The organism is Amycolatopsis lurida (assembly GCF_900105055.1).
Taxonomy (GTDB): Bacteria; Actinomycetota; Actinomycetes; order Mycobacteriales; family Pseudonocardiaceae; genus Amycolatopsis; species Amycolatopsis lurida.
This window is the reverse complement of sequence record NZ_FNTA01000004.1, coordinates 7,505,051-7,528,538: the sequence shown is the minus strand read 5'-3', so window position 1 is coordinate 7,528,538 and position 23,488 is coordinate 7,505,051. Positions and strand designations below refer to the sequence as shown.

At 68.1% G+C, this 23,488-nt stretch carries 20 protein-coding genes and 1 pseudogene; 7 read left to right on the top strand and 14 right to left on the bottom strand.

Annotated features, from left to right (window positions below; all coding sequences use genetic code 11):
* Positions 1–2: 2 nt before the first annotated feature.
* From BLW75_RS40770 to BLW75_RS40725, 11 genes are all read right to left on the bottom strand, one after another.
* Complete coding sequence (locus tag BLW75_RS40770) at positions 3–3,137, bottom strand: TIM-barrel domain-containing protein (protein ID WP_241783785.1); 3,135 nt, start codon at positions 3,135–3,137, stop codon at positions 3–5.
* A 524-nt stretch (positions 3,138–3,661) separates the two neighbouring features.
* Positions 3,662–4,447 carry a DeoR/GlpR family DNA-binding transcription regulator gene (locus BLW75_RS40765; RefSeq protein ID WP_034316006.1) on the bottom strand — a complete coding sequence of 262 codons (786 nt, stop codon included), beginning with the start codon at positions 4,445–4,447 and terminating at the stop codon, positions 3,662–3,664.
* A gap of 126 nt (positions 4,448–4,573) precedes the next feature.
* Complete coding sequence (locus BLW75_RS43880; protein WP_241783787.1) at positions 4,574–5,377, bottom strand: hypothetical protein; 804 nt, start codon at positions 5,375–5,377, stop codon at positions 4,574–4,576.
* Positions 5,378–5,551: 174 nt separating this feature from the next.
* Positions 5,552–6,430 carry a DUF5107 domain-containing protein gene (locus BLW75_RS43875; RefSeq protein ID WP_241783789.1) on the bottom strand — a complete coding sequence of 293 codons (879 nt, stop codon included), beginning with the start codon at positions 6,428–6,430 and terminating at the stop codon, positions 5,552–5,554.
* Positions 6,427–7,494 (bottom strand): ABC transporter ATP-binding protein, encoded by a 1,068-nt coding sequence (locus BLW75_RS40755; RefSeq protein WP_034316010.1) that lies wholly within the window; start codon positions 7,492–7,494, stop codon positions 6,427–6,429. The genes BLW75_RS43875 and BLW75_RS40755 overlap by 4 nt, the downstream gene beginning before the upstream one ends.
* 6 nt (positions 7,495–7,500) lie before the next feature.
* Positions 7,501–8,430 carry a carbohydrate ABC transporter permease gene (locus BLW75_RS40750; RefSeq protein ID WP_034316012.1) on the bottom strand — a complete coding sequence of 310 codons (930 nt, stop codon included), beginning with the start codon at positions 8,428–8,430 and terminating at the stop codon, positions 7,501–7,503.
* A gap of 10 nt (positions 8,431–8,440) precedes the next feature.
* Positions 8,441–9,400: a carbohydrate ABC transporter permease gene (locus BLW75_RS40745; RefSeq protein WP_034316015.1), complete on the bottom strand. Its 960-nt coding sequence runs from the start codon at positions 9,398–9,400 to the stop codon at positions 8,441–8,443.
* Positions 9,400–10,800: an ABC transporter substrate-binding protein gene (locus BLW75_RS40740; protein WP_034316018.1), complete on the bottom strand. Its 1,401-nt coding sequence runs from the start codon at positions 10,798–10,800 to the stop codon at positions 9,400–9,402. The genes BLW75_RS40745 and BLW75_RS40740 overlap by 1 nt, the downstream gene beginning before the upstream one ends.
* A gap of 130 nt (positions 10,801–10,930) precedes the next feature.
* Positions 10,931–11,764, bottom strand: coding sequence for a class II fructose-bisphosphate aldolase (locus tag BLW75_RS40735; RefSeq protein WP_034316021.1), 834 nt, complete (start codon positions 11,762–11,764; stop codon positions 10,931–10,933).
* Between the two features lie 10 nt (positions 11,765–11,774).
* Positions 11,775–12,665 carry a 1-phosphofructokinase family hexose kinase gene (locus BLW75_RS40730; protein WP_034316024.1) on the bottom strand — a complete coding sequence of 297 codons (891 nt, stop codon included), beginning with the start codon at positions 12,663–12,665 and terminating at the stop codon, positions 11,775–11,777.
* Between the two features lie 7 nt (positions 12,666–12,672).
* Positions 12,673–13,554 (bottom strand): SIS domain-containing protein, encoded by an 882-nt coding sequence (locus BLW75_RS40725; protein WP_034316028.1) that lies wholly within the window; start codon positions 13,552–13,554, stop codon positions 12,673–12,675.
* 141 nt (positions 13,555–13,695) lie between these two features.
* On the opposite strand from BLW75_RS40725, the gene BLW75_RS43870 reads away from it, so the two are divergent.
* The 4 genes from BLW75_RS43870 to BLW75_RS40710 all read left to right on the top strand — a co-directional run bounded on the left by BLW75_RS43870 (position 13,696) and on the right by BLW75_RS40710 (position 15,644).
* The gene (locus BLW75_RS43870) at positions 13,696–14,088 is read left to right on the top strand and encodes a TroA family protein (RefSeq protein ID WP_241783793.1); all 393 of its coding nucleotides are present in this window, start codon (positions 13,696–13,698) and stop codon (positions 14,086–14,088) included.
* The gene (locus tag BLW75_RS43865) at positions 14,022–14,543 is read left to right on the top strand and encodes an ABC transporter substrate-binding protein (protein WP_241783795.1); all 522 of its coding nucleotides are present in this window, start codon (positions 14,022–14,024) and stop codon (positions 14,541–14,543) included. The genes BLW75_RS43870 and BLW75_RS43865 overlap by 67 nt, the downstream gene beginning before the upstream one ends.
* A 77-nt stretch (positions 14,544–14,620) precedes the next feature.
* Complete coding sequence (locus BLW75_RS40715; protein WP_034316031.1) at positions 14,621–15,094, top strand: carboxymuconolactone decarboxylase family protein; 474 nt, start codon at positions 14,621–14,623, stop codon at positions 15,092–15,094.
* Positions 15,095–15,194: 100 nt separating this feature from the next.
* Positions 15,195–15,644, top strand: coding sequence for a MoaF C-terminal domain-containing protein (locus BLW75_RS40710; protein WP_034316034.1), 450 nt, complete (start codon positions 15,195–15,197; stop codon positions 15,642–15,644).
* 66 nt (positions 15,645–15,710) lie between these two features.
* Here the strand turns inward: BLW75_RS40710 and BLW75_RS40705 are convergent.
* A pseudogene (locus BLW75_RS40705) lies at positions 15,711–16,966 on the bottom strand (HNH endonuclease signature motif containing protein).
* Between the two features lie 228 nt (positions 16,967–17,194).
* Here BLW75_RS40705 and BLW75_RS40700 point away from each other — a divergent pair.
* Positions 17,195–18,640 (top strand): APC family permease, encoded by a 1,446-nt coding sequence (locus tag BLW75_RS40700; RefSeq protein WP_034316036.1) that lies wholly within the window; start codon positions 17,195–17,197, stop codon positions 18,638–18,640.
* On the opposite strand, the gene BLW75_RS40695 is transcribed toward BLW75_RS40700, so the two are convergent.
* The gene (locus BLW75_RS40695) at positions 18,620–19,369 is read right to left on the bottom strand and encodes a GntR family transcriptional regulator (protein WP_034316038.1); all 750 of its coding nucleotides are present in this window, start codon (positions 19,367–19,369) and stop codon (positions 18,620–18,622) included. The two genes, BLW75_RS40700 and BLW75_RS40695, sit on opposite strands and share 21 nt — an antisense overlap.
* Before the next feature lie 109 nt (positions 19,370–19,478).
* Here BLW75_RS40695 and BLW75_RS40690 point away from each other — a divergent pair, with 109 nt between their 5' ends.
* Both BLW75_RS40690 and BLW75_RS40685 read left to right on the top strand, forming a co-directional pair.
* Positions 19,479–20,348, top strand: a complete 870-nt coding sequence (locus BLW75_RS40690; protein WP_034316041.1) for a Cgl0159 family (beta/alpha)8-fold protein — start codon at positions 19,479–19,481, stop codon at positions 20,346–20,348.
* 20 nt (positions 20,349–20,368) lie between these two features.
* On the top strand, positions 20,369–21,853 hold the full coding sequence (locus BLW75_RS40685) for a CoA-acylating methylmalonate-semialdehyde dehydrogenase (RefSeq protein ID WP_034316044.1): 1,485 nt from the start codon (positions 20,369–20,371) through the stop codon (positions 21,851–21,853).
* Positions 21,854–21,953: 100 nt separating this feature from the next.
* On the opposite strand, the gene BLW75_RS40680 is transcribed toward BLW75_RS40685, so the two are convergent.
* Positions 21,954–23,342, bottom strand: coding sequence for an amino acid permease (locus BLW75_RS40680; RefSeq protein WP_034316047.1), 1,389 nt, complete (start codon positions 23,340–23,342; stop codon positions 21,954–21,956).
* Positions 23,343–23,488 lie beyond the last annotated feature (146 nt).

Below are 23,488 nucleotides of genomic sequence, written 5' to 3'. Positions count from 1 at the left end.
ACTCAGCCGATGCCCGCCGCGAAGACGTGCATCGCGGTGTTCGACGGAAGCGTCACCGCGACGACCTCCTTCCCGGCGGTCAGCGGGACGGTGTTCGCGAACACCCGGTACGGCGTGGTCGGATACGCCGCCCCCGTGCGGGTGTTCTTGCCCATCACGGTCGCCACCGTGGTCGCGCCGTACTGAGCCGGATCGGCACAGCACCAGTTGGGGAACCCGAGTTCGCCCTGGCTCGTGCTGCCATCGGCATAGCGGACGACGACAGTGCCCTTCGCCGTACCCGTCCCGGTTCCGGTCAACACCAGCTTGGTGCCCGAACCGCGCATCGCGATGGTCTGGCCGGACGCGAGGACGTTGTCCTTCTGTCCGCTACCGGTCACGGGCCAGGTCAGCTGAGCACCGAGCGCGGAGAAGCCCGCACCGGGCTTGAGACCGGCTTCGGCGAGGCCTTCCGCCCGGAAACTGCTGCCGCCGCCGTCGATGTCCCCCACCGCGACATGCGCCGCGTCGGTGACGCCGACGTTGCCGTACGCCGAGGCCAGCGAAGCGTGCGGCACGGTGACCGTCACCGAGTCGGTGACCCGGTTCTCCCCGAGCCGCGCTTTGTACGACGCCGACACGGTGAGCTGGTAGTCGTCCGGCTTGATGCCCGCGTCCGGTGTCACCTTCACCGGGACCTGGACGGTCTTGCCGGGCATCACCAGCCGCGGCCCGGCGGGCACCTCGACACGGAAGCCGTTGGCGGGCAAGGAGAACGAGACGTCCCGGACCGGGAGCGGGGTGCCGTTGGTGAAGCTCAGCGTGCCCGTCGCGGTCTGCCCCGGACCGGCGACCGCCGGCACGGAGAGGGCGACCGAACCGTTGCGGTCTTCGGGGAAGATCCCGCCGACCGCGCTCGTGCCGAACAGCCGCACGTCCTGTCGGTCACCGGCGCCGATCTTGCCCGTCTTGACCCGTACGACCCCGCCGGTGGCCGGATCGAACCACCAGCCCGACGATGCCGCGTCCAGTTCGGCCTTGCTGCCGTATTGCCGCAAGATCGACGTCCCGGCCAGCACCGTCGCGGGCTTGCTTCCCGTGTGGACGGTCAGCTGGTAGTTCCGTGAAGCGGGCTTTCCGGCGTAGGAACCGGAACTCGCGCCGATCCCGACCGTCACCGTGCCCAGGCCGGACGTCGGCGCGTCCACGGTGAAGGTCTGCTTCGCCTGGTCGCCGTTCTTGTAGGCACGCGTGACGCCGTCGTCCTCGGTGAGTGTGAACGAACCCTTGCCGTGCGGGTACACGTCGAGGTCGAGCACGCCCTTGTCCCTGGTCTGCCACGACTTCGTGCCCTCGGCCCACATCGGCACCACGGCCCCGGCGCGGACGAACAGCGGCAGCGTGTCGAGCGGCGCGTCGTAACCGTCCACAGTGGTCGGACCGGTGTAGGTCTTGCCGCTCCAGTAGTCGACCCAGGTGCCCTTCGGCAGGTAGATGCCGTTGCGCACGGTCGAGTTCTCGTACACCGGGGCGACCAGGAAGTCCTTGCCGGAGAGGAACTCGTACTTCGCCTTCTCGCCCCAGACGTTCGGGTCGTCCGGGTACTCGAGCGCCAGCGGGCGGACTTGGCCGACGCCGGTCTTGTGCGCCTCCACCGAATGGCTGTAGGTGTAGGGCAGCAACCGCTCCTTGAGCAGCAGGTACTTGCGGTTGATCGAGGTGTACGGCTCGCCGTAGCGCCACGGCTGCTTGTCCGACGCGGCCCAGCCGTCCATCGTCATCGAGACCGGCAGGAACGCCTTCCACTGCAGGTCGCGGACGTAGGTCTGCGGGCTGCCGCCGAAGATGCCGTCGATGTCGCCGGTGTTGTACGCCATGCCGGACGTCGTGGCGCCGGCGTAGGTCGGGATCTGCCATTTGATGTAGTCGTACGAACCGGCCTGGTCGCCGCTCCACAGCACGCCGCAGCGCTGCGCGCCCGCCCAGCTGACCGGTGTCCAGACGAAACCGCGCGCGTCGCTGTTGTCCTCGATGCCCTTGTACGCGGTGTCACAGGCGTCCAGCGCGAATTCGTACCCCGGGCCGACCCACGCGACGTCGAGTTTGCGGACCCGTACCCCGGCCTTGACCTCTTCGACCTGGTTCGGCACGCCGTTCTCGGTCCACAGGCCGAGCTGCATGTTGTTCTTGCGGAGACCCTCACCGGTCTGCTGGAGGTTCTCGTAGCCGCAGCCGTAGCCGTCGTTGACCAGCATCCAGCCGTTGGGCATCCCGTGCTCGGTGTACCCCTCGGCGACCTTCACCGCGTCCAGCGTGTGCCGCTCACCGCGGTTGGCGTTGTGCAGGTAGCAGTCGGCGTCACCGTGTTCGAGACCGTAGAGCGGTGGCAGGAAAGGCTTCCCGACCAGGTCGGTGTAGCCGGTGATGACGTCCTTGAGCCCGTCGCCGACGACGTAGGTCGCGTCGAAGCGGCGTTCGTCGTGTGTCGTGCGCACCGGCTCGGTGAAGGCGTAGGTGCCCTGCGCGAAGGTGTTGCGCAGCACGCCGTACCCCGCCGTGGAGGCGTAGAACGGCTGCGAGTTCGGGGCTCCGCCGTCGTTCCAGTTGTAGTCCGCGAAGATCCGGATCGTCTGGTCACGGTGGCTGAAGCGGCCGTTCTGCTCGCCGCCGCCGACGAACTGCTCGGTCGCCGTCCGCGTCAGGGTCTGCGTGGTCTGCTTGTCGGTCCAGGACAGCGGGGCCGACTCCTCCCAGAGCCGCTTGCGGTCCGCACCGTCGTACAACGCGAGCCGCAACGGGTGCTTGTACGCCCGAAGCGTCGCCTTGGCCGTGGAAACCGCCCAGTAGTCCCCCTTGTCCGTCCTCTTCGGCGTGACCGGCTCGCCGGTGCGCGGCAGCACGATCTTGCTCCCGGCCGGATCGGTGAACGTGCCGTCCGGCGCCAGCCAGACCCGGACGGCGCCTTCGGCCGGGAAGCTGACGCGTACCGCGGCGCTTCCCGATTTCAGGGTGACCGTGGCGCCGTCGCCGGAGATCCCGGTCAGATCGCCCAGCTTGCCGGACGCCGCCGCGCCTGGATCGGCGTGGGCGGCGACCGGGGAAAGCCCGAGTAAGGCCACTGCGGCCAAACAACTCAGGGATTGCGCAACTCTGCTCATTCGAGACACCTTTCGCGCATGAATACGCAAGATAGTCTCTGTATAGCGCACGGTTCGCGCAAAGTCATCCGCCGAAGCGGTGCTGCCGACTTTCGTCGGGTCGCCCGAAGATCCTTATGTCACAAGGAGTGCGCAAAAGACGTGAAGGTCCCTTCCCTGCCCTCGGGGCCAGGGCCCCGGCAAAGTCGCAGAGCTGCTGGTCTGCATTCCTGCCGATGGGGCTCACAGGAGCAGGCTCAGTCAAGAGCCCTGGATCCTGACTGTCCATAAGGGACTCTAAACGAGATCACAGTGCCCGATTCGAGCGATTTGCGCATCTTTGCGAGGGGGTCGTGAGTGCTTTGGGTCGTTCTAACCCTCTTTGCCACTCACGACCCCGCGCGAAATCGGACATACGTGCATCGATTGGACATTCCGTCGTCAAGAAGTGTCCCTTGTGGACACTCGCGGCAGTTGCCCGCCCTGTCAGTGTTCAGAACCAGGTCCGCGCTATCTCGATAGGAAACGGGCCTTCACGGGCTTGGTCAGACGGCTTGGACCTCGACGCCGGCGGCTTCGAACGCCCGCAGCACCTTCGGATCGGCGTTGGAGTCGGTGACCAGGGCGTGCACCTGCGGGGTCGCGCAGATCCGCGCGAACGCGCGACGGCCCAGCTTCGAGCCGTCGGCGACCGCGACGACGCGTTCCGCCCGCTCGACCATCAGCCGGTTGATACTCGCCTCGCCCTCGTGATGCGCGAAGGCTCCTGCGTCGGCGTCGAACGCGTCGACGCCGAGGAACAGCAGGTCGATCGTCAGTTCGCTGAGCACACGCGTCGCCAGCGGGCCGCTGAGCTCGAACGACTGCGGACGCGCGACCCCGCCGGTGACCACGATCTTCACATGCGGCCGGACCGCGAGTTCGTGTGCGATGTTCAGCGCGTTGGTGACCACGGTCAGCCCTGGCGAATCACGAAGACCGGCCAGATCGGACCTCGTCGCCAGCGATCGCGCGACCCCGGCCGTCGTGGTCCCGCCGTTGAGGCCGACCACCATGCCCTGCGCGACGAGCGCCGCCGCGGCGACGCTGATCCGCTGCTTCTCGGGCACGTGCCGGGCGGTCTTGTACCGCAACGGCAGGTCGTAGGCGAGATCGTTGGCCACCGCACCACCCCTGGTGCGGGTGAGCAACTGCTGCTCCGCCAGATGATCGAGGTCGCGCCGGATCGTGGCCGCGGAGACGTTCAGCTCCTCGGCCACGTCCTCGACGTCGATCTTTTCCCGCTGCCCCAGCAGGTCCAGCAGGGTGCTCAGCCGTTCGTGCCGGGCCATCGGCGCCACTCCTAGCTCGCTGCGGCCTATCGCGCATGACGTTGCGCTGTTGGCCACTGTTTCGAGCAGTATGCTGCATCGCGGTTGTCCGCCGCGTGCGGCACGCCGGTCGAGTGGCCAGGCCGGTCACTTCATCCGGAAGTCGTGCTGTTCCGGCAGCGGTTCCTCGGAAACCGCCGCCCAGGTGTCCGACAAAGACGTTTCCCCTTCCCTGATGTTCGCGACCTCGAAACCCGTGTCGTACACGGCCTTGGCCCCGGCGACGTCGCCGAGGGCGAGCCGGGTGCGGGCGGTCAGCAGGGCGATCCGCCCCTCCACGGGCAGCCCGGCCAGCAGCTCGCCGGCTTCGTCCGGGAGGCCGGCGGCGAGTTGCGCCGCGATGGCCTCGACGACCAGAGGACGCAGTGACGGCGCGAGAGCGACCGCCCGCCGGTACAGCCAGGCGGCCTCGTGCCCGGCGGTGGCGACCGCCAGATTCCTTAGTGCCCAGGGGTTCTCGGCCGTCGAGACCGACTCACGCCAGGCACCGACCGCGTCCGAATGCCGTCCGGCCACCCAGTACGCCACACCGCGGTGGTACCAGGTGAGCCAGTTCTTCGGGGCGTACTCCAGGAGATCCGCCCAGTACCGGTTCACCAGCGTCGGCGGTGGCACCGTGAGCGGATCCCCGTCCGGCGGCGTCCCGTCGAGCAACGCGAGCCACGGCTCCTGGACAGGCCCGAGTGACTCGTCCGGGAACGGCGTGCCGGGCAGGCACATCGGCGCGCGCCGGTTCTCCAGCGCGCCCCAGCCGGAACCGGTGGCCAGGAAGGATTCCGGGGTGACGTCGGCGATCTTCCGCCAGTCGTCGTGGTACTCGTCCAGGACTTCCGCGGACGGCAGACCGGCGGCGACGGCTTCGCGGGCCGCCGTCCAGTCTTCGCCGTGCACCGCGGCCGGATCCGCGGCGACCGGACCGTAGGCCTCCAGCCAGTCCCAGCTCTCCCCTGGCGGCAGGCGCAGGTGTTCCAGCTGGGTGCGGGCCAGCCCGGCCTGGATTTCCAGGTAGCCACCGGCGCCGGGAGCCAGCCATTCCTGCCAGCGGCGTCCGCCGGTGGATTCGCCCTACAGGAACAGCTTCCGGCCACGCAGGCGGCCGGTGGACAGCTGGGCCACCCCCGTCCCGTCAGCCTCGACGGCCGCGACCCACGGCCTTCCGGTCACTTCGAAGAAGTAGTCCGCCGCGGCTTCGGCGCGGGCCGGATAGGTCAGCTCACCCGGCACGTCGACCAGGTCGAGCCGCCCCGAATAGCCGTAGTGCCACGCCTGGGTCGCGGGAGCGAGCACCCGGGTGCCTTCGTTCTGCGGCACCGCGATATTCGACCACCAGTACACCGGGACGTCGTGGGGATGCGGATTCCGCACCCGCACGGCCACAAGCAGGTGATCCGACCCGTCGGGCAGCCAGAAGTCGATCTGGTAAGGCAGGTCGCGAGTGCGTTCCCACTCCCACAGCCGCAGCATCGGCGTGCCGTCCGGGCCCTCGATCTCCGCGGCGAACATCGGCTCGCAGGTCAGCGTCGTGTGCCCGGTACTCCCGAGGTTCCATTCGACACCGCCCGCGAACCACGCGTCCCGCAGGGCGAGGTTCGCGGGCTGGAACACCGGATTACGGTAGAGCAGCTCGCGGCCCGACGGCTTGTGCACCAGCGAGTACAGCCGTCCGCCCAGTGACGGCAGCACGGTGGCGCGGAGTTCGTCGTTCTCCAGCACCAGCGCCGCAAGCTCGCGTTCCGTGCGCTCGCGGGTGTAGCCGTCCTGCAGCAGACACGGCAGCGGCGTGTCCAGACGGCCGTAGCCGATGTTCTCCGCCAGGTCCGGTGGCAGCTCGTCCACATTGGACACCTTGGCCACCGCTTCGGGCTTCCGAAGCGGTGGCAACGGGTTCTCCGGCCCCAGCTCGGCGGCGGGCAGCAGTAACCCGGTGCGGTACAGGCGGGTCATGCGTCCGGGAGCCGATCGCCGGTGGCGGCGTCGAACAGGTGCACCGCGCCCGGTTGCGGCGTCAGCGTGATCGGCTCGCCACGCTGCCACGGGGCCATGCCCGGGGTGCGGACCGTCAGCACGCGGTCGCCGTCCCGGCAGTAGAGATACTGGTCGCTGCCCAGTTCCTCGACGACCTCGACGACGGCCTCGAAACCGCCGTCCCCGATCGTCCAGCCCTCGGGCCGGACGCCGACGACGATGCCGGGACCGGTCAGCGCCGAACGTTGCGCAGGAGTCAACGGCAGCCGCGTACCACCGGCGACGGCGCCATCAGCGTCCACAGTGGTCTTCAGGAGATTCATCGCGGGCGAGCCGATGAACCCGGCGACGAACACGTTGACCGGCTTCGCGAACAGCCCGACCGGAGTGTCGCACTGCTGCAGGATCCCGTCCTTCAGCACCGCGACCCGGTCGCCCATGGTCATCGCCTCGACCTGGTCGTGCGTGACGTAGAGCGTCGTGATGCCCAGCCGCCGCTGCAGGGACGCGATCTGGGTCCGCGTCTGCACCCGGAGCTTCGCGTCCAGATTGGACAGTGGTTCGTCCATCAGGAACACACTGGGCTCGCGCACGATCGCCCGCCCCATCGCGACGCGCTGCCGCTGCCCGCCGGACAGGTTCGCGGGTTTGCGGTCCAGGTACTCGGTCAGGTCGAGGACGCCCGCGGCTTCGCGCACCTTGCGTTCGCGTTCGGCCTTGGCCATCTTCGCCAGCTTCAGATGGAAACCGATGTTCTCCCCCACCGTCATATGCGGGTAGAGCGCGTAGTTCTGGAACACCATGGCGATGTCCCGGTCCTTCGGCGGGAGTTCGGTGACGTCGCGGTCGCCGATGTGGATGGAACCGTCGTCGACGCCTTCCAGCCCGGCGAGCATGCGCAGCGTGGTCGACTTCCCGCAGCCGGACGGGCCGACCAGCACCAGGAATTCGCCGTCGGCGACCTCGAGGTCGAGGCCGTCGACCGCGGGGCGGTCCACTCCGGCGTAGAACCGGGTGGTGTCGGAGAAGGTCACGGTGGCCATCAGGTCCTACTTTCCGGCGCCGAGGGTCAGGCCGGTGATGATCCGGCGGGCGAGCACGAGGTAGAGCACGAGCATCGGGAGCACGACGATCGCCACCCCGGCGATCAGGCCGCCGTACTCCGACTGGTAGCTCGCGGCCCCGTAGAAGGTGAAGAGCGCGCGCGACAGCGTGAAATGCGCCTGGTCCTTGAGGAACACGATCGCCAGCAGCGTCTCGTTCCACAGGCCGATGGCGTTCAGCGTCAGCGCGGTGATCATGCCGCCCCGGGTCAGCGGCAGCATGACCGAGAAGAACGTGCGCGTCGGCGAGGCGCCGTCGAGCGCGGCCGCCTCCTCCAGTTCGTCCGGCAGCGACCGGAAGAAGCCCGTCATGAGGAACACCGTGAACGGGATCGACAGCGCCACGTACAGCACGAACAGGCCGTACTCGTTGTCCAGGTGCACTTTGCTGAGCACCACGAACAGCGGGATGATCACGGTCTGGAACGGCACGCCCATCCCGATCGCGACGACGTTCGTCATCGGGCCGGCACCGCGGACACCGAGCCTGGTCAGGGCATACGCGCAGGGCGCCGAGACGGCGACGGTCACGACCGTCGCCAGCCCGACCAGGAGCACGGTGGTCAGCACGGCCTGCCCGAAACCGGCGTTGTTCCAGGCGTAGATGAAGTTCCGGAACGGCTTGCCGACGTGGAACCACTGGTACGGCAGGGCGAACGGCTTGGTGAAGATCTCCACCGGCGTCTTGAACGACGCCGTGAGCAGCCAGTACAGCACCAGGATGTTGCCCGCGGTGAACAGCCACACGATCGTGGAACCCAGTACCCGCAACGGGCTGAACCGTTTGGAGCCGGGCGCCGGACGCGGTTTGCGTGGCGGTTTGCGCACCGGTTTCGGCGACGGGCGCGCAGGCACCTCGACGTCGGTGACGGACATTTCGTCTCCCTCAGAACTGGATCGCGTCACGGCGCATCAACCGGCGGAGCAGGACCACGAGCACGGACACCAGCGCGATCATCGCCACCGCGCAGGCACACGCGGCACCGAAGTCCGGGGTGCCGTTCGAGCCGAAGGTCCGGTCGAACACGTAGATCCCCAGCGTCCACGCCTCGTTGGGCGGGGCGTAGGTGCCCGGACCGGCCAGCACGAACACCAGCTCGAAGATCTTGAGCGCGTTGATCGTCCACAGCACCCCGGCGACCCCGACGACGTCCCAGGTCATCGGCAGCGTGATGTGCTTGAACTTCTGCCATGGCGAAGCGCCGCCCAGCTCGGCGTCCTCGTAGAGATACGGCGGGATGCGGTCGACCGCGGCCATCAGGATGGTGATGTAGAAACCCGAGCTGGCCCAGATCAGCGACGCCGTCACCACACCGGTCACATTGGACGGTGCGAGGAACTTCGCCGCGTCCGCGCCGAGACTTTCCAGCACGTAGTTCGCCAGGCCCTGTTTCCCCGGCTGGTACTTGAAGACGAAGCCGAGGAACATGCCGAGCGCGACCGGCGCCACGATGTTCGGGAAGAACAGGATGGCGCGGACGATCTTGCCACCCTTCATGTCCCGCAGCACCATGGTGAACAGGAACGCCAGCGCGAACGTGCCGATCCCGCCGAGGAACACGTAGATCAGCGTGTTGCGGAAGGCGTACTGGAACGAGTCGCTCGCCCACATCTGCGTGTAGTTGGTGACGCCGTTGGGTTCCGGCGTGTCCCCCGCGCCGGCCCAGCTGGTGAAGCTCAGCACCACGGTCGCGATCGTCGGCAGTACCAGGAAGGCCAGGTACAGCACCAGTGCCGGCGCGGCGAACGGCCAGAACAGCCGTTTCTTGCGGCGCAGGTGCGCCCCGGCGTTCACCGACCTCGCCGACGGTGTCGTCGGCGTCGTCGGCGTCGTGACCGTCGCCATCAGCCCTGGTTCTTCCAGAACTCGGCGCCCTTGGTGGCGAGCTGGTCCACGAACTGCTGCGGGGTGATCTGGCCCTTCAGCAGCGCGATGTCGGCGGGGTCGAAGACGTCGGTCTGCCATTTGCCGCCGGCGACGCCGTCGATCCCGTCGTACTGCAGGACGTGTTCCTTCTTCGGGTCGTCCAGCGCGGCCTTGACCTGTTTGAGGTCGTCCGGCACGGCGAGGTCGGCGCGCGGCACGAGGTTGTCGGCCACGATCGGGATCCCGGCGAGCAGGTCCTTGTTGAGGAAGTAGGCGATGAACGCCTTGGCCGCCTCGGGGTGCTTGGCCTTCTTGGTCACCGAGAAGCCGATCGACATCTGCTCGACGGTGTCGTGCGTGGCGCCTTCGGACATCGGGAACTGGAAGGAGCCGTAGTTGATCTTCGTTCCGGCGCCCTGCTTGTCCAGGTACTCGCGGGTCTCGCTCGGCGCCCAGCTGCCGACGTAGAGGAACCGGGAGTCGCCGTCCGCCCAGCGCTGCTGCACCTGCGGGAACTTCGCCGCGTCCCAGCCATCGATGAAGTACTTGGGCAGCTTCGCGGTTTCGGTGGCCGCCTTGAGGAAGCCGGGCTCGGTCTTCCACGCCTGGCCGGTCTTGTCGGTCGCGGCCTTGTAGAGCCCGCCCGCACCGACGTACCGCTCGGCGAGCTGGGTGTAGAAGTACATGTTGTAGAACGGGATGTCGCCGTCGAGGCTGATGGCGGCCTTGCCGTCGGCCTTCGCCTTGTCGAACAGGCCGATCAGCTCGTCCATCGTCTTCGGCTGCTGGATGTCGCCGGCGGTGTCCTTGTTGAACCACCACGCGCTCGACTGGATCGTGTACGGGACCATGAAGTTGTGGCCCTCGCGATCCTTGTTCTGCGGGAAATCGTACGAGCTGGGCGAAAGCACGTCCTTGACGGTCTTGTCGCCTTCGCCGACCTTCATCGCGAACACGTCGTCGACGCTCTGCGTGCCGCCCGGCGTCATGACCGCCGCGCCGACCTTGCTGACGTCCTGGTCGAACAGGTCCGGCACGGCGTCGGTGTTCAGCGCGGGCACCAGGTTCTGCGTGTAGGCCTTGCGGCCCAGCCACTGCACGTCGACCTTGACGCCGGTCTTCTCCTGGAAGCATTTGAAGGCCTTCTGGAGGACCTTGCCCTGCGGCTCGTCGGCCGTCCACATCGACCAGTACGTGAATTCCTTGTCCGTGGCGGGTTTCGCCGCCGCCTCCGGACAAGGCGCGTTGAGGAACTGGTCGACGCCCGGAAGCGCGTTCTCGCCGGTGCCACCGGCCGTGTCCCCGCCGCCGCATCCCGCGAGCAGGAGCGCCACCCCTGCCGTCGCTGATGTCACTGTCGTGAGCCTGCCTACCCGCATCCGCCACCACCTGGATCGAAGATCACACAAGTTCTGCTTGTTGTTGCGCAGTTTTGTGAGGTTTCGCGCACATGTCAACAGTCAATCGCGCAAAGTCTGCTCAATCGTCACCTTGACCGGTTCAACCCGATCAAAGCTTGAGCACTCCCAGCAACCGCCGCACCTCGACGGCGACCGCGGCGCGCCCGGCACCGAGGTACTTTCGCGGGTCGACGCGCTCCGGATGCGCGCGCCAGTCTTCCGCGGCGGCCGCCGTGAACACCTTGTTGAGCTGGGTGGCGATGTTGATCTTCGTCATTCCGGCCCGTACCGCCTCGGCGAGCCCGTCGTCCGGTACGCCGGACGAACCGTGCAGCACCAGCGGCACCGGCACACGCTCCCGCAGCCGCGCGATCAGCTCGAAGTCCAGTGCGGCGTCCCGGGTGAGCATGGCGTGCGAACTGCCCACCGCCACCGCGAGCGCGTCGACCCCGGTGGACGCGACGAACTCCGCCGCCTCGTCCGGATCGGTGCGCGCGCCGGGCGCGTGGACGCCGTCCTTGCCCCCGACCTCGCCGAGTTCGGCCTCGACCCAGACCCCGTGGTCGTGGCAGTACGCGGCGACTTCCCTGGTCGTCCGCACGTTGTCGGTGTAGTCCAGTTTGGACGCGTCGAACATGACGGAGCCGAAGCCGAGCGCGACCGCCTCGCGGACGAGGTCGGCCGATTCGGCGTGGTCGAGGTGCACGGCGACCGGTGTGGCGGCGCTTCTCGCCGCGGCCAGCGCCGCCGCGCCCACCGGCGCCAGCGAGCCGTGGTACTTCACGGCGTTCTGGCTCAGCTGCACGATCACCGGCCTTTCGGCCGCGGCCGCGCCGTCGACGATGGCGGTGATGTGTTCGAGCTGGATCGCGTTGAACGCGCCACAGCCGCTCCTGGCCGCCGCGGCGGCTCCGACTATCTCCCCGGCTCCCACCAGAGGCATGGCAGTTCTCCTAGTCCGGGCGGGCGCGCACGGCGACCAGCCCCTGTTCGGCTTGGTAGTGCGCGAGGTCGACGTCGCCGGCGAGCGGGCCGAGCACGGCCGCCCCGGACAGCGCGACGGCCCGGCGCAGGATGTCCGGCCACGGTTCGACGCGGCTGAGCCCCAGCGCCAGCGCCGCGACGACGGCGTCACCCGCACCGGTGGTGTTGCCACGGAGCACAGTGGACGGTGCCGCGTGCCAGGTGCCGGATCCGGTCACCGCCAGCAGCCCCTCGGGCCCCAGCGAGACGACGACGGCGCCCGCCCCGGCCTTGCGAAGCTCGTTCGCGGCGGCCACGGGGTCACTCAGGCCGGTGACCTCGCGCAGCTCGTCCGCGTTCGGCTTGACCACGGACGGCTTCCCGGCCAGTCCGGCGAGCAGTGCCTCGCCGGAAGTGTCCAAGATGGACGGTGTGTCGCCGAAGAGCCCGGCGTATCCCCCGGCTCCGGGCGGCAGGCTGCCCGAACAGACGAGTACGTCCGGTTTTCGGGTTCTGACGGCCGACGCAAGCGCTTGCCATTCGTCCTCGGTGAGCCGTGGCCCCGGCTCGTTGAGCAGCGTGACCGATCCGTCGCCCGCGAGAACCGTGGTGGTGCGCCGGGTTTCGCCGCCGATCGGAACGACGCCCGCCGCGATGCCCGCCGCCGCGAGCTCACCCACGACGGCGGCTCCCGTCGAGCCACCCGCGGTGAAGACCGCACGGACGTCGGCACCGAGGGTGTGCAGCACGCGGGCGACGTTGACGCCCTTGCCACCCGCCCGATGCCGCACGTCCCGTACGCGGTGCACGTCACCGGGCCGTAGACCGTCCACTGTGTACGTGACGTCCAGCGCGGTGTTCGGCGTGACGGTGACGATCACGGCGGCCTCAGGTCAGGACGACGGAACGGGTGAGGCTGCGGGGGTTGTCCGGGTCGAGTCCCTTGCGGGCGGCGATGGCCCCGGCGACACGCTGCGCGCGGACCAGGTCCGCCAACGGGTCCAGGCCGCTCTCGACGAACAGGCCGCCCGCGCGGGCGACGTCGCCGGCCAGCCCTTCCGGCGCCTGCCCGAACATCCAGGTCACACGGCCCGGCTCGCTGATGCTGATCGGGCCGTGCCGGTAATCCCAGGCCGGGTACGACTCCGTCCACAGTAGGCAGGCCTCGCGGAACTTGAGCGCCGCCTCGTTCGCGATGCCCACGGACCAGCCGGTGCCGAGGAAGCTGAACTGCTCCGCGGTGACCAGTTCGTCGGGCAACGGTTCGGCGAGTACGCGTTCGGCCTGGTCGGCGACCGCGGTCAGGTCCTCGCCGAGGTGGGCGCGCAGCATCGCCAGCGCCGTCGTGGCGAACCGGGTCTGCACGACCGAGCGTTCGTCCACCACGGAAAGGTCGACGATCGTGTCCGCGGCGGCCTCGATCTCGCGCGGCACGCCGGTGATCGCGATGGTCGGCGTCTTGCCCCGCAGCTTCGCCAGCAAGGCGTGGACCTCGGTCGTCGTACCCGACCTGGTCAACGCCACGACGTGGTCGTAACCCCGGGCGGACGGGAACTCCGACGCGGCGAAGGCGTCGGTCTCGCCGAGCCCGGCGGACTCGCGAAGGACGGCGTACGCCTGGCCGATGAACCACGAGGTGCCGCAGCCGACGATCGCGACCCGCGCGCCCGGCGGCGGCAACAGGTCACTGTTCGCCGAGGCCAGCGCCGCCGCTTCCCGCCAGAAGCCGGGCTGGCTCGCGATCTCCGCCGCCATGAAGGTCCCGCTCATGAACTCCCCATCCGTGCCAGTTGTGCGCAATAGGTGTCACGTTAGGTGCAGTTTTGTGCAACGTCAATGCTCTGTTAGCGCACTTTCACGCATTTGCTCCGCGCAGATGTGCAGAATGCGCTGGTCACCTACCGTGGACGGATGCGGATCGTCTCGCTGCTCCCCGCCGCGACCGACTTCGTCGCGGCTCTCGGCCTCCTGCCGTCACTGGCAGGCCGGACCCACGAATGCGACTGGCCACCCGGCGCGCTGGACGACGTCCCGGTGGTCACGAGCAGCACGATCGACCACGACGTCCTGTCGAGCCGGGAGATTTCGGCGGCCGTCGGCGGGGAGCATCGCGGGTCGGCCCTGTACTCCCTGGACGCCACGCTGCTCGCGGCGGCCGAACCCGACGTCGTCCTCACGCAGGATCTCTGCGACGTCTGCGCGGTCTCCTACCGGCAGTGTCGGAGACCGTGCGCGCGATGGACGGCGACACGAAGGTGGTCAGCCTCGAACCGCGAACGCTCGACGGCATCTTCAGTTGCTTGACCACGCTCGGCGAGGTGCTGGGCGTCTCCGAACGCGCGGCCGCTGAGACCCGTCTTCTCCGGGACCGTTTGGCGGCGGTCCGGGACCGAGTCGCGGGGCGACCGCGGCCGAGGGTGGCGGCCATCGAATGGCTCGACCCGCTCTGGCCCGCCGGGCACTGGGTCCCGGAGCAGATCGACGCCGCCGGTGGCATCCCGCTGCTCGCCGCCGCGGGCGAACACATCCGGCCGATCACGTGGAACGCCGTCGTCGCGGCGAGACCCGACGTGCTGCTGCTCATGCCCTGTGGCTTCCCACCGGAGCGGACCGAGGCGGAACTACCGCTGCTGACCGGCTTGCCAGGCTGGGACGACATCCCGGCCGTGCACGTCTTGGACGGGCCGGCCTACTTCAACCGGCCTGGCCCCCGCGTCGTCGACGGTGCGGAGATCCTCGCGGATCTCTTCCACGGGTGACCGGCGTCACGTCCAAAGCTGTCACAACCTCTCGGCCTCACTCGTCATGTGTGCAGAACCGAAGGAGAGGAAAGATCATGGAACCGCGCATCAACCTGTTCGAGAACGACGTCATCGTCAAGTACGTCAAGCGTCTCGGCGCCGCGAACCGGCCGATCGAGGAGTCCTCGCTGCCGCACGCTACCCAGGAACTGGTGAAGCTGCGCGCCAGCCAGATCAACGGCTGCGGTTTCTGCACCGACATGCACAGCAAGGACGCCGCGCATGCCGGCGAGACCTCGGTGCGACTCAACCTGGTCGCCGCCTGGCGGGAAGCGAACGTGTTCACCGAGCCCGAGCGCGCGGCTCTGACGCTCACCGAGGAGGGCACCCGGATCGCCGACGCGCACCACGGCGTCAGCGACGACACCTGGGCGCAGGTGCGCAAGCACTACGACGACGAGCAGATCGGTGCCCTGATCGCGCTGATCGCCGCGATCAACGCGTACAACCGGCTCAACGTCATCGCCCGGACGCCTGCCGGTGACTACCAGCCCGGCATGTTCGACTGATCCTCGCGTTCACCGACAAGAGGATCGCTTCGCCGGACAACGATCGAGGTGCGACGGGCTGCTAAACCTGCGGATACCAGCGATCCGGAGGTTTCAGCCCGTGCGACTCGACGTCCGTTTCTTCCCCGTGACCGGGACCCATCCGCTCAGCACCGACCTCGTCGGGCTCCGCGCGAACTTCCATTACGGCTCCGGAAACGTGCTGGAGCAGCACTACGCGGACCGGACGACGATGATCTGGACCGGCGTGTCCGGCGACTTCGCCGGCGTCCGGCAGAAAGAGGCCACACTGCGCGTCTTCGAAACCGGCCCGGCGCAGTATTTCGTCACCTGGTACGAAACCGGGACCGTCGCGACGGCCGCGCACGGCGAGATCTTCGACGGCGGCTATCCCATCGCGGTGATGGCCGATTTCGGCCGATCGATCGCGACGGCGGCCTACACGAACCCTCGCGAGGACGGCGGGCAGTATTTCCTCGTCGACCAGGCGACCATCGAGATCCTGGAGAAGCCGCACGGATGGTCTTCCTTTCCTGAGCCTCGTTCTTGAGTGGTTTCTCGGATTCCGAGGTGCCGCCCCCGGCGATCCCTACCTGGTGTGAACAACGGGTTCGGCCTACGTCGTGAGGTGCATGGTGTTGCGCCTCGGTGTGCCGGTCGGGTCGAGGCAGGCGGGCGGGGTGAATTCCGGGAAGCCGTCTTGGGCGATCCGGACTTTCCATTCGCTGCGGTGGATCAGCCGATGATGCCGAGTGCACAACAGCACGAGATCGTCGATTTTGATTTCGCCGTGGTGCCGCCAGAAAACAAGGTGATGGGCGGTGCAGCGGGGTACGGGCATGTCGCAGCCGGGGAAAGCACAGCCGCCGTCGCGGAGAGTGAGCGCGTATTTCTGGGCGGGGGACACGGTGCGTTTGGACCGGCCGATGTCGAGGGGCTCGCCTGCGGTGCCGAGTACGCCGGGGCGCACGCGGGCGTCGCAGGCGAGGATCCTCGCGTCGGTGGCGCTGATCGGCCCCACGAGGTCCAGGTGGGCTTCGCCGATGTCCCGGATGAGGTCGTCGTAGGACATGGTGACCAGGATGTGGGTGGCTTCGCCTGCTTGGCCGGGAAGGTTGCGGCTGGTGGTTTTCAACCGAACGTAGTCGGTGAACGCGTCTCCGTAGCGTTCGTCCTGGGTGCGGGAGTCCCGCACGCCGTCGATGGCTTTGTGGGGTTTGGCCATCGGATCCAGGTCGAATTTCAGGCGGGCGTAGGTTTCGAGGTCGACTCTCGCTTTCAGGCCAAGGGTGCCATCGCGGTGCTTCACGAACCGCAACTCCAGCCGGATGTCTTTGGGGTCCTCGTTGCGGGGTTCTTTCCCGTCGGGGTCGAGTTCGTCGAGCAGGCGGCGTCCGGCGCGGGCGATCTGCCGGGGTCCGGCGCGGCGGGCCAACTCGACCAGGATCGCTTCCCCGGCCCGCACGTCTTCTTCCGGGACGTGGACGGGATACGGGCGAGGGTGCGGATGATGGCGTCGATCTGCGAACCGCCGATCGCGCCCTCCACAGCGGCCTCGGCCGTGAGGGGCGCCAGGGGTGGTTCGGGGTCCCCACCGATGGACGGGCCGGGATGCAACGCCAGCACCCGGTCAGCGCGGGCGGAGGCTTCCTTGTCCGGTACGAGGAAGTCCTCAAATATCAACGCCGCCAACGTCGAATGCCCGCTGCATCCGCGAACCCCGCGGGAATTGATTTCCGCGACGATCGCGTTCTGTTCCGCATCCGCCCGGCGCTTCAGGACCTCCAGTTCTTGTTTGCGGGCATGCAGCGTCGCGGTATCGACGCGCCACCACTCGGTGGACGTCTTCGGAGATGCATCATCGCTGGACACAAGATCAACACTACGCCGAGTCGAACACCCGTGCTATAGCATATTCAGACTATAAAAGCCCCGGAATCACGGGATCGGGAGTGGTAGGGACTTCCGGCATCGAGGTGCGTCTCTTTTACTCAAGACGACGAAACAGGCGCTGCCGAACAAGTGCCACGCGCACACGGACAAAGCCCGCGCCCGCTTCCGCTCCCATACTGGCCGTCCAGCCGAGACGAGGAGCACCGCATGAGCCGAGACGACACGTCGCTCGCCAAGAACGTCCTGGGCGTGCCGGGCATCGTCTTCCTCGTGCTCGCCGCGGTCGCGCCCCTGACCGGGATGATCGTGATCGCGGCCATCGGCATCGCGGTCGGGAACGGCGGCGGCATGGTCGCGGCGTTCCTGCTGGCGACGGTCGTCCTGCTGCTGTTCGCCGTCGGCTACGCGCAGATGTCGCGGGTGCTCACCAGCGCAGGCGGCTTCTACGCCTTCGTGGTCAAAGGCCTGGGCAGGACACCGGGTCTCGTCGCCGGGTTCGTCGCGATGCTCGGCTACAACTGTTTCGTCGCGGGCGCGATCGGCACGAGCGGGTTCTTCACCTCCACGGCGATCGACGACGTCTTCGGCGTGAAACTCGATTGGCTGTTCTGGAGCGCGCTTTCGGTCGCGCTGGTCCTCCTGCTCAGCCGCCGGGGAATCGCGGTCAGCGCGAAGGTACTGGGTGTCTCGCTGATCCTCGAAGTGGCGATTCTGCTGATCATGGACTTCAGCGTGCTGTTCCGGCACGGCTTCTCGTTCGCCGCGTTCAGCCCGTCCGTCGTGTTCCAGGGGGCGGGCGGACTCGCGTTGTTGTTCGCCGCCAACGCTTTCATCGGGTTCGAGGCGACGGCGCTGTTCGGCGAGGAGGCCAAGGATCCGAAGCGGACGATCCCGCGGGCGACCTACATCGCGATCGGGTTCATCGGGGTGTTCGCCGCGTTCACGACGTGGGCCGTGGTCAGCGCGATCGGTGCCGAGCAGGCACAGGACGTGGCCGCCGCGCATTTGTCGAGCGGCGATCTCGTGCTTTCGGTGGCTCAGGAGTACCTCGGCGGCCCGTTGACGAAGGTGATGCTGCTGCTTCTGGTGGTCAGCCTGTTCGCGGCGCTGCTGGCGCTGCACAATTCGGCCACCCGCTATCTGTACGCGCTGGGCCGGGTCGGCGTCCTGCCGCGGTTGCTGGGCAAGACCAGCCCGCGCAACGGCGCACCGCGCTACGCCTCGATCGTCCAGCTGGTCTTCGGTTCGCTGGTGGCGCTGGCATTCCGGCTCGCCGGCCTCGATCCGGTCGCCGACCTCACCGCGAGCATGACCGGCTTCGGCACACTCGGGATCCTCACCCTGCAATTGTTCGCGGCGGTGGCGATTCTGGTCTATTTCCGCCGCACGCGGGATCGGCGGCTCGTGAAGACGCTGATCGCCCCCGGGCTGGGCGCGGTGGGGCTCGGGCTGATCGTGACGCTGGCGATCCTCAACTTCCCGACGCTCGCCGGGTCGAGCAACGGCGTCGTCCCGCACCTGCCGTGGCTGCTCCTGGTGGTCGCGCTGGCCGGGCTCGCGCTCGCCGGCTGGCTGCGGCGGTTCCGTCCTTCGGTGTACGCGGCGTTGGAGACCGACATGGAACGCGAACCGTCAAACGTTGTTGGTCAGTGAGAGGTTGAACGAGTAGCGCGACGCGCGGTAGACGTGCCACCCGTATTCCACGACCTTTCCGGAGTCGTCGTAGGTGGTGCGGTGCATGGTGAGCAGAGCCGCGCCCGGCTTCTCGTCGAGCAGTTCGGCGTCCTCTTCGGTCGCCTGCCGGGCCCCGACGTTCTGCTGGGCGGCGTGCAGACGGACACCGGCCGAGCGCAGTAGCTGATAGAGGCCCTTGTCCCGCAGTTCGTCGTCGGCCGGGGCAATGAGGCCATCGGGCAGGTAGTTGTTCATGATCGCCAGCGGCTCGCCGCCCGTCGACCGCACCCGCTTCAGCCGCCGGACGTGGGTCAGGCCCGGGGTCTCGAGGTACTCGATCGCGTCGTCGCCCGCGGGTTCGACCCGGTTGACGAGGACGACGGACTCCGGCTTGTCGCCGAGTTCGCTGAGGTCGTCGAAGAGGCTGCTCAACCGCAGCGGCCGCGCGACCTTGGTGCGCACGACCTGCGTGCCGACACCGCGCTTGCGGACGAGAAGCCCCTGGTTGACCAGTGACTGGATCGCCTGGCGGATGGTCGGCCGCGACAGGTGCAGCCGGGCGGCCAGATCGAGCTCGTTGTCCAGCCGGGCGCCGTTCGGCAGCCTGCCGTCCTCGATGGCGGCGCCGATCTGCCGGGCGACCTGGGAGTACAGCGGCTCCGGACCGTTCGGATCGACCACGATCTCGCCGGGCGCCCAGGGTTTCATGCGCGCAGCCTACCGCGACCGGCCACTATGACCTTATGTCCATATGTCTTGACAAAGTCTCTCGCAGCTTGCGAGGGTCGCAGGACCACGCGAACCGGGAAGTACGAAGTTGTCGGACACAGTGCGCCGGATAGTCACCGCGCGGGTGCGCGATCCCGGGGCCGTCGCGGTGGCCGCCGCAATCCGCGTCCGGGCGAAGTCCCCCTTCAACGACAAGGGCCGGGCGATGATCATCGCCGCGGACCATCCGGCGCGCGGCGCGAACGGCGTCGGCTCCGACCCGCTCGCGATGGCCGACCGCGGCGAACTGCTCGACCGCCTCGGCCTGGCACTGGAACGCCCCGGCGTCACCGGTGTGCTGGCGACGCCGGACATCGTCGACGACCTGCTGCTCCTCGGCGCCCTCGACGGCAAGACCGTCATCGGCTCGATGAACCGCACCGGGCTCGCGGGATCGAGTTTCGAGATCGACGACCGGTTCGCCTGCTACGACGCCGAAACCATCGAGCGAATGCGGTTCGACGGCGGCAAGACGCTCACCAGGATCTGCCTGACCGACCCGGCGACGCCGAGCGTCCTCGAGAACACCGCGAAGGCGGTCAACGACCTCGCCGACCGGAAACTGATCGCGATGGTCGAGCCGTTCCTCGCGGACTGGGTCGACGGACGCCTCCGCACCGACCTCTCCCCGGACGCCGTGATCCGCTCGATCACCATCGCCTCCGCCCTCGGCCGCTCGTCGGCCTACACCTGGCTGAAACTCCCGGTGGTGCAGGACATGGAGCGCGTGCTGGCCGCCTCGACGTTGCCCGTCGTCCTGCTGGGCGGCGAGGTCAAGGATCCCGACGCCGCGTTCGCCGACTGGCAACGCGCGCTCGCGCTGCCGACCGTGCAAGGCCTCGTGGTCGGCCGGTCCCTGCTCTACCCGCACGACGGCGACGTCGCCAAGGCCGTCGACACGGCCGTCGGACTGCTGTGAACACCCGTGGAGGACAACGCGTGAAGACCATCGACCACTGGATCAACGGCGCCGCGACCACGGCGGGCTCCACCCGCACCGCCCCGGTGTACGACCCGGCCACGGGACGCGCGCGGGCGGAGGTGCTCCTCGCGAAACCGTCCGATGTGGACACCGCGGTGGCGGCAGCGGCCAAGACGTTCGAGGCGTGGGGTGATTCGTCGCTGTCACAGCGGACGAAGGTGATGTTCGCCTTCCGCGAGCTGCTGGTGAAGCACGAGGACGAACTCGCGCGGATCATCTCCGCCGAGCACGGCAAGGTGATCGACGACGCGCGCGGCGAGATCGTCCGCGGCCGCGAGATCGTCGAGTACGCCTGCGGGATCGCCGACGCGCTGAAGGGCGGCTTCTCCGACCAGGTCTCGCGGGACGTGGACGTGCACGACTTCCGGCAGCCGCTCGGGGTCGTCGCCGGGATCACGCCGTTCAACTTCCCGATCATGGTGCCGCTGTGGATGCACCCGATCGCCATCGCCGCGGGCAACACGTTCGTCCTCAAACCCAGCGAGCGCGTCCCGTCCGCGTCCCGGCTGGTCGCCGAGCTGTACGCCGAGGCGGGGCTTCCCGACGGCGTCTTCAACGTGGTCAACGGGGACAAGGTCGCGGTCGACGCGATCCTGGAGCATCCCGATATCGCCGCGGTGTCGTTCGTCGGGTCGACCCCGATCGCCAAATACGTCCACGACCGTGCGACGGCCACCGGCAAACGCGTGCAGGCGCTGGGCGGGGCCAAGAACCACGCCGTCGTCCTGCCCGACGCCGATCTGGAGTACGCCGCGAACCATCTCACGGCCGCCGCGTTCGGTTCCGCCGGGCAGCGCTGCATGGCGATCTCCATCGGCGTCGCCGTAGGCTCGGCCGGCGACGGGCTGGTCGAGATCCTCGAGCGCAAGACCGCCGAGATCAAGGTCGGTCCCGGTCACGAGGCGGGCAACGACATGGGCCCGGTGGTCACGGAGGCAGCTCGGCAGCGGGTGATCGATTCGGTCGCCCTCGGCGCGGAACAGGGCGCGACCGTGGTGGTCGACGGCCGGGACCTCCGGGTCGCCGGGCACGAAGAGGGTTTCTTCGTCGGTCCGTCCCTTTTGGACCATGTGACCACCGAGATGGCCGCCTACCGCGACGAGATCTTCGGGCCGGTGCTCGGGATCGTGCGGGTGTCCACACTGGACGAAGCGATCGCGCTGATCAACGCGAACCCGTACGGCAACGGGACCGCGGTCTTCACCGGCGGCGGCGAGGCCGCGCGGCGGTTCCAGCGCGAGGTGAAGGTCGGGATGATCGGGGTGAACGTGCCGATCCCGGTGCCGATGTCGTACTACTCCTTCGGCGGCTGGAAGGACTCCCTCATCGGGGATAGCCCGATCCACGGCCCGGCGGGCGTCCGGTTCTACACGCGGGCGAAGGTCGTCACGACGCGCTGGCCGCACTCCACCTCCGGTTTCCACTTCCCGACCTCAAGCTGACGACCGCAACCCCGGCGAAGGGGACTTTCCCCGCGTCCGATGCGGTGAAAGTCCCCTTCACACCAACCCCAGCGATCACTGTCCTCACCAGTCGGGAGGGTCAGCGCACCTCTTGGCGTTGGCGTTTCCCGACGATCCGCCAGCCGACCGCCAGCACCACGACCAGCACCGGGATCGAATAGAAGGCGATCTTCTCGGCACCGTCGGAGAAGCCCATCAGGACGACGACCAGCGCGAGGAAGCCCAACGTCGCCCAGCCGCTGTACGGCGCCCAAGGCATCCGGTAGGACGGCCGTTCCAGCTCCCCGCGCAGCGCCGCCTGACGAAGCCGCAGCTGACAGAAGATCAGCGTCGCCCAGGTGGTGATCACGCCGAGCGAGGCGATCGCGATCGCGATGTCGAAGGCGTCCTTCGGCACCAGGTAGTTGAGCACCACGCCCAGCACGTAGGCGCCCGAAGTGAACAGGATGCCGCCGTAGGGCACGTGACGGCCGCTCATCCGGCCGACGAACTTCGGCGCCTCACCCTTGTCCGCGAGCGCCCGCAGGATGCGGCCGGTCGAATAGAGCCCGGAGTTGCAGCTCGACAGCGCGGCGGTGAGCACGACGGCGTTCATCACGTCGCCGATGCCCGGGATCCCGAGGCGGCTGAACACCGTGACGAACGGGCTTTCGCCGCCGTTGTAGAACGGCCACGGCAGGAGCATCGCCAGCAGCAGCACGGAGCCCACGTAGAACACGCCGATCCGCCAGACGACCCCGTTGATGGCCTTCGGCAGCACCTTGCGGGCGTCTTTGGTCTCGCCGGCGGCGATACCGACGACCTCGATCGCCGAATACGCGAAGATGACCGCCTGCAGCGTCATCAGCGCGATACCGATACCGGCCGGGAAGAAGCCGTTGTGGGCGGTCAGGTTGTGCACGCCCGCCGTTGTGCCGCCGATGTCGGCGCTGGTGAGCACCAGCCCGGCCGCGGTGACCAGGAAGACCACGATGGCCAGCACCTTGACCACCGAGAACCAGAATTCCAGCTCGCCGAACAGTTTCACCGAAAGCAGGTTCACCACGATCAGCACACCGAGCGCGACCAGCGCGGTGATCCACTGCGGCACGTCGGGCAGCCATTTGTGCACGTAGATGGCCACCGCGGTGATCTCCGCGATCCCGGTCATCGCCCAGTTCACCCAGTACATCCAGCCGGAGACGAAACCCGCCCACGGCCCGATGAACTTGCGGGCATAGGTGACGAAACTGCCGGAAGTCGGCTGGTGGAGCACGAGCTCACCGAGAGCGCGCATCACGAAGTACGCGGCTATACCACAGAGCGCGTACGACAGGACCAGCGACGGCCCCACCTGGTGGAGCTTGCCTCCGGCACCGAGGAACAGCCCGACGCCGATCGCGCCGCCGATGGCGATCATCTGCACCTGGCGGTTGCCCAGTGCTTTTGAGTAGCTTTCACCTTTTTCGGTGAGCAGCGAGGAATCCATGGTTGCCAGACGCTAGAGCGTGTGCGGCAGGTCACCAACAGTGCTAAGGAAGACTTAAGGTGTGCGGGACGTCACTCTGGTGGTTTTACTGGTATTTCCCGTTTCGATTTGACAAGTTCACCGGCGAACCCCGATCTTCGCGCGCG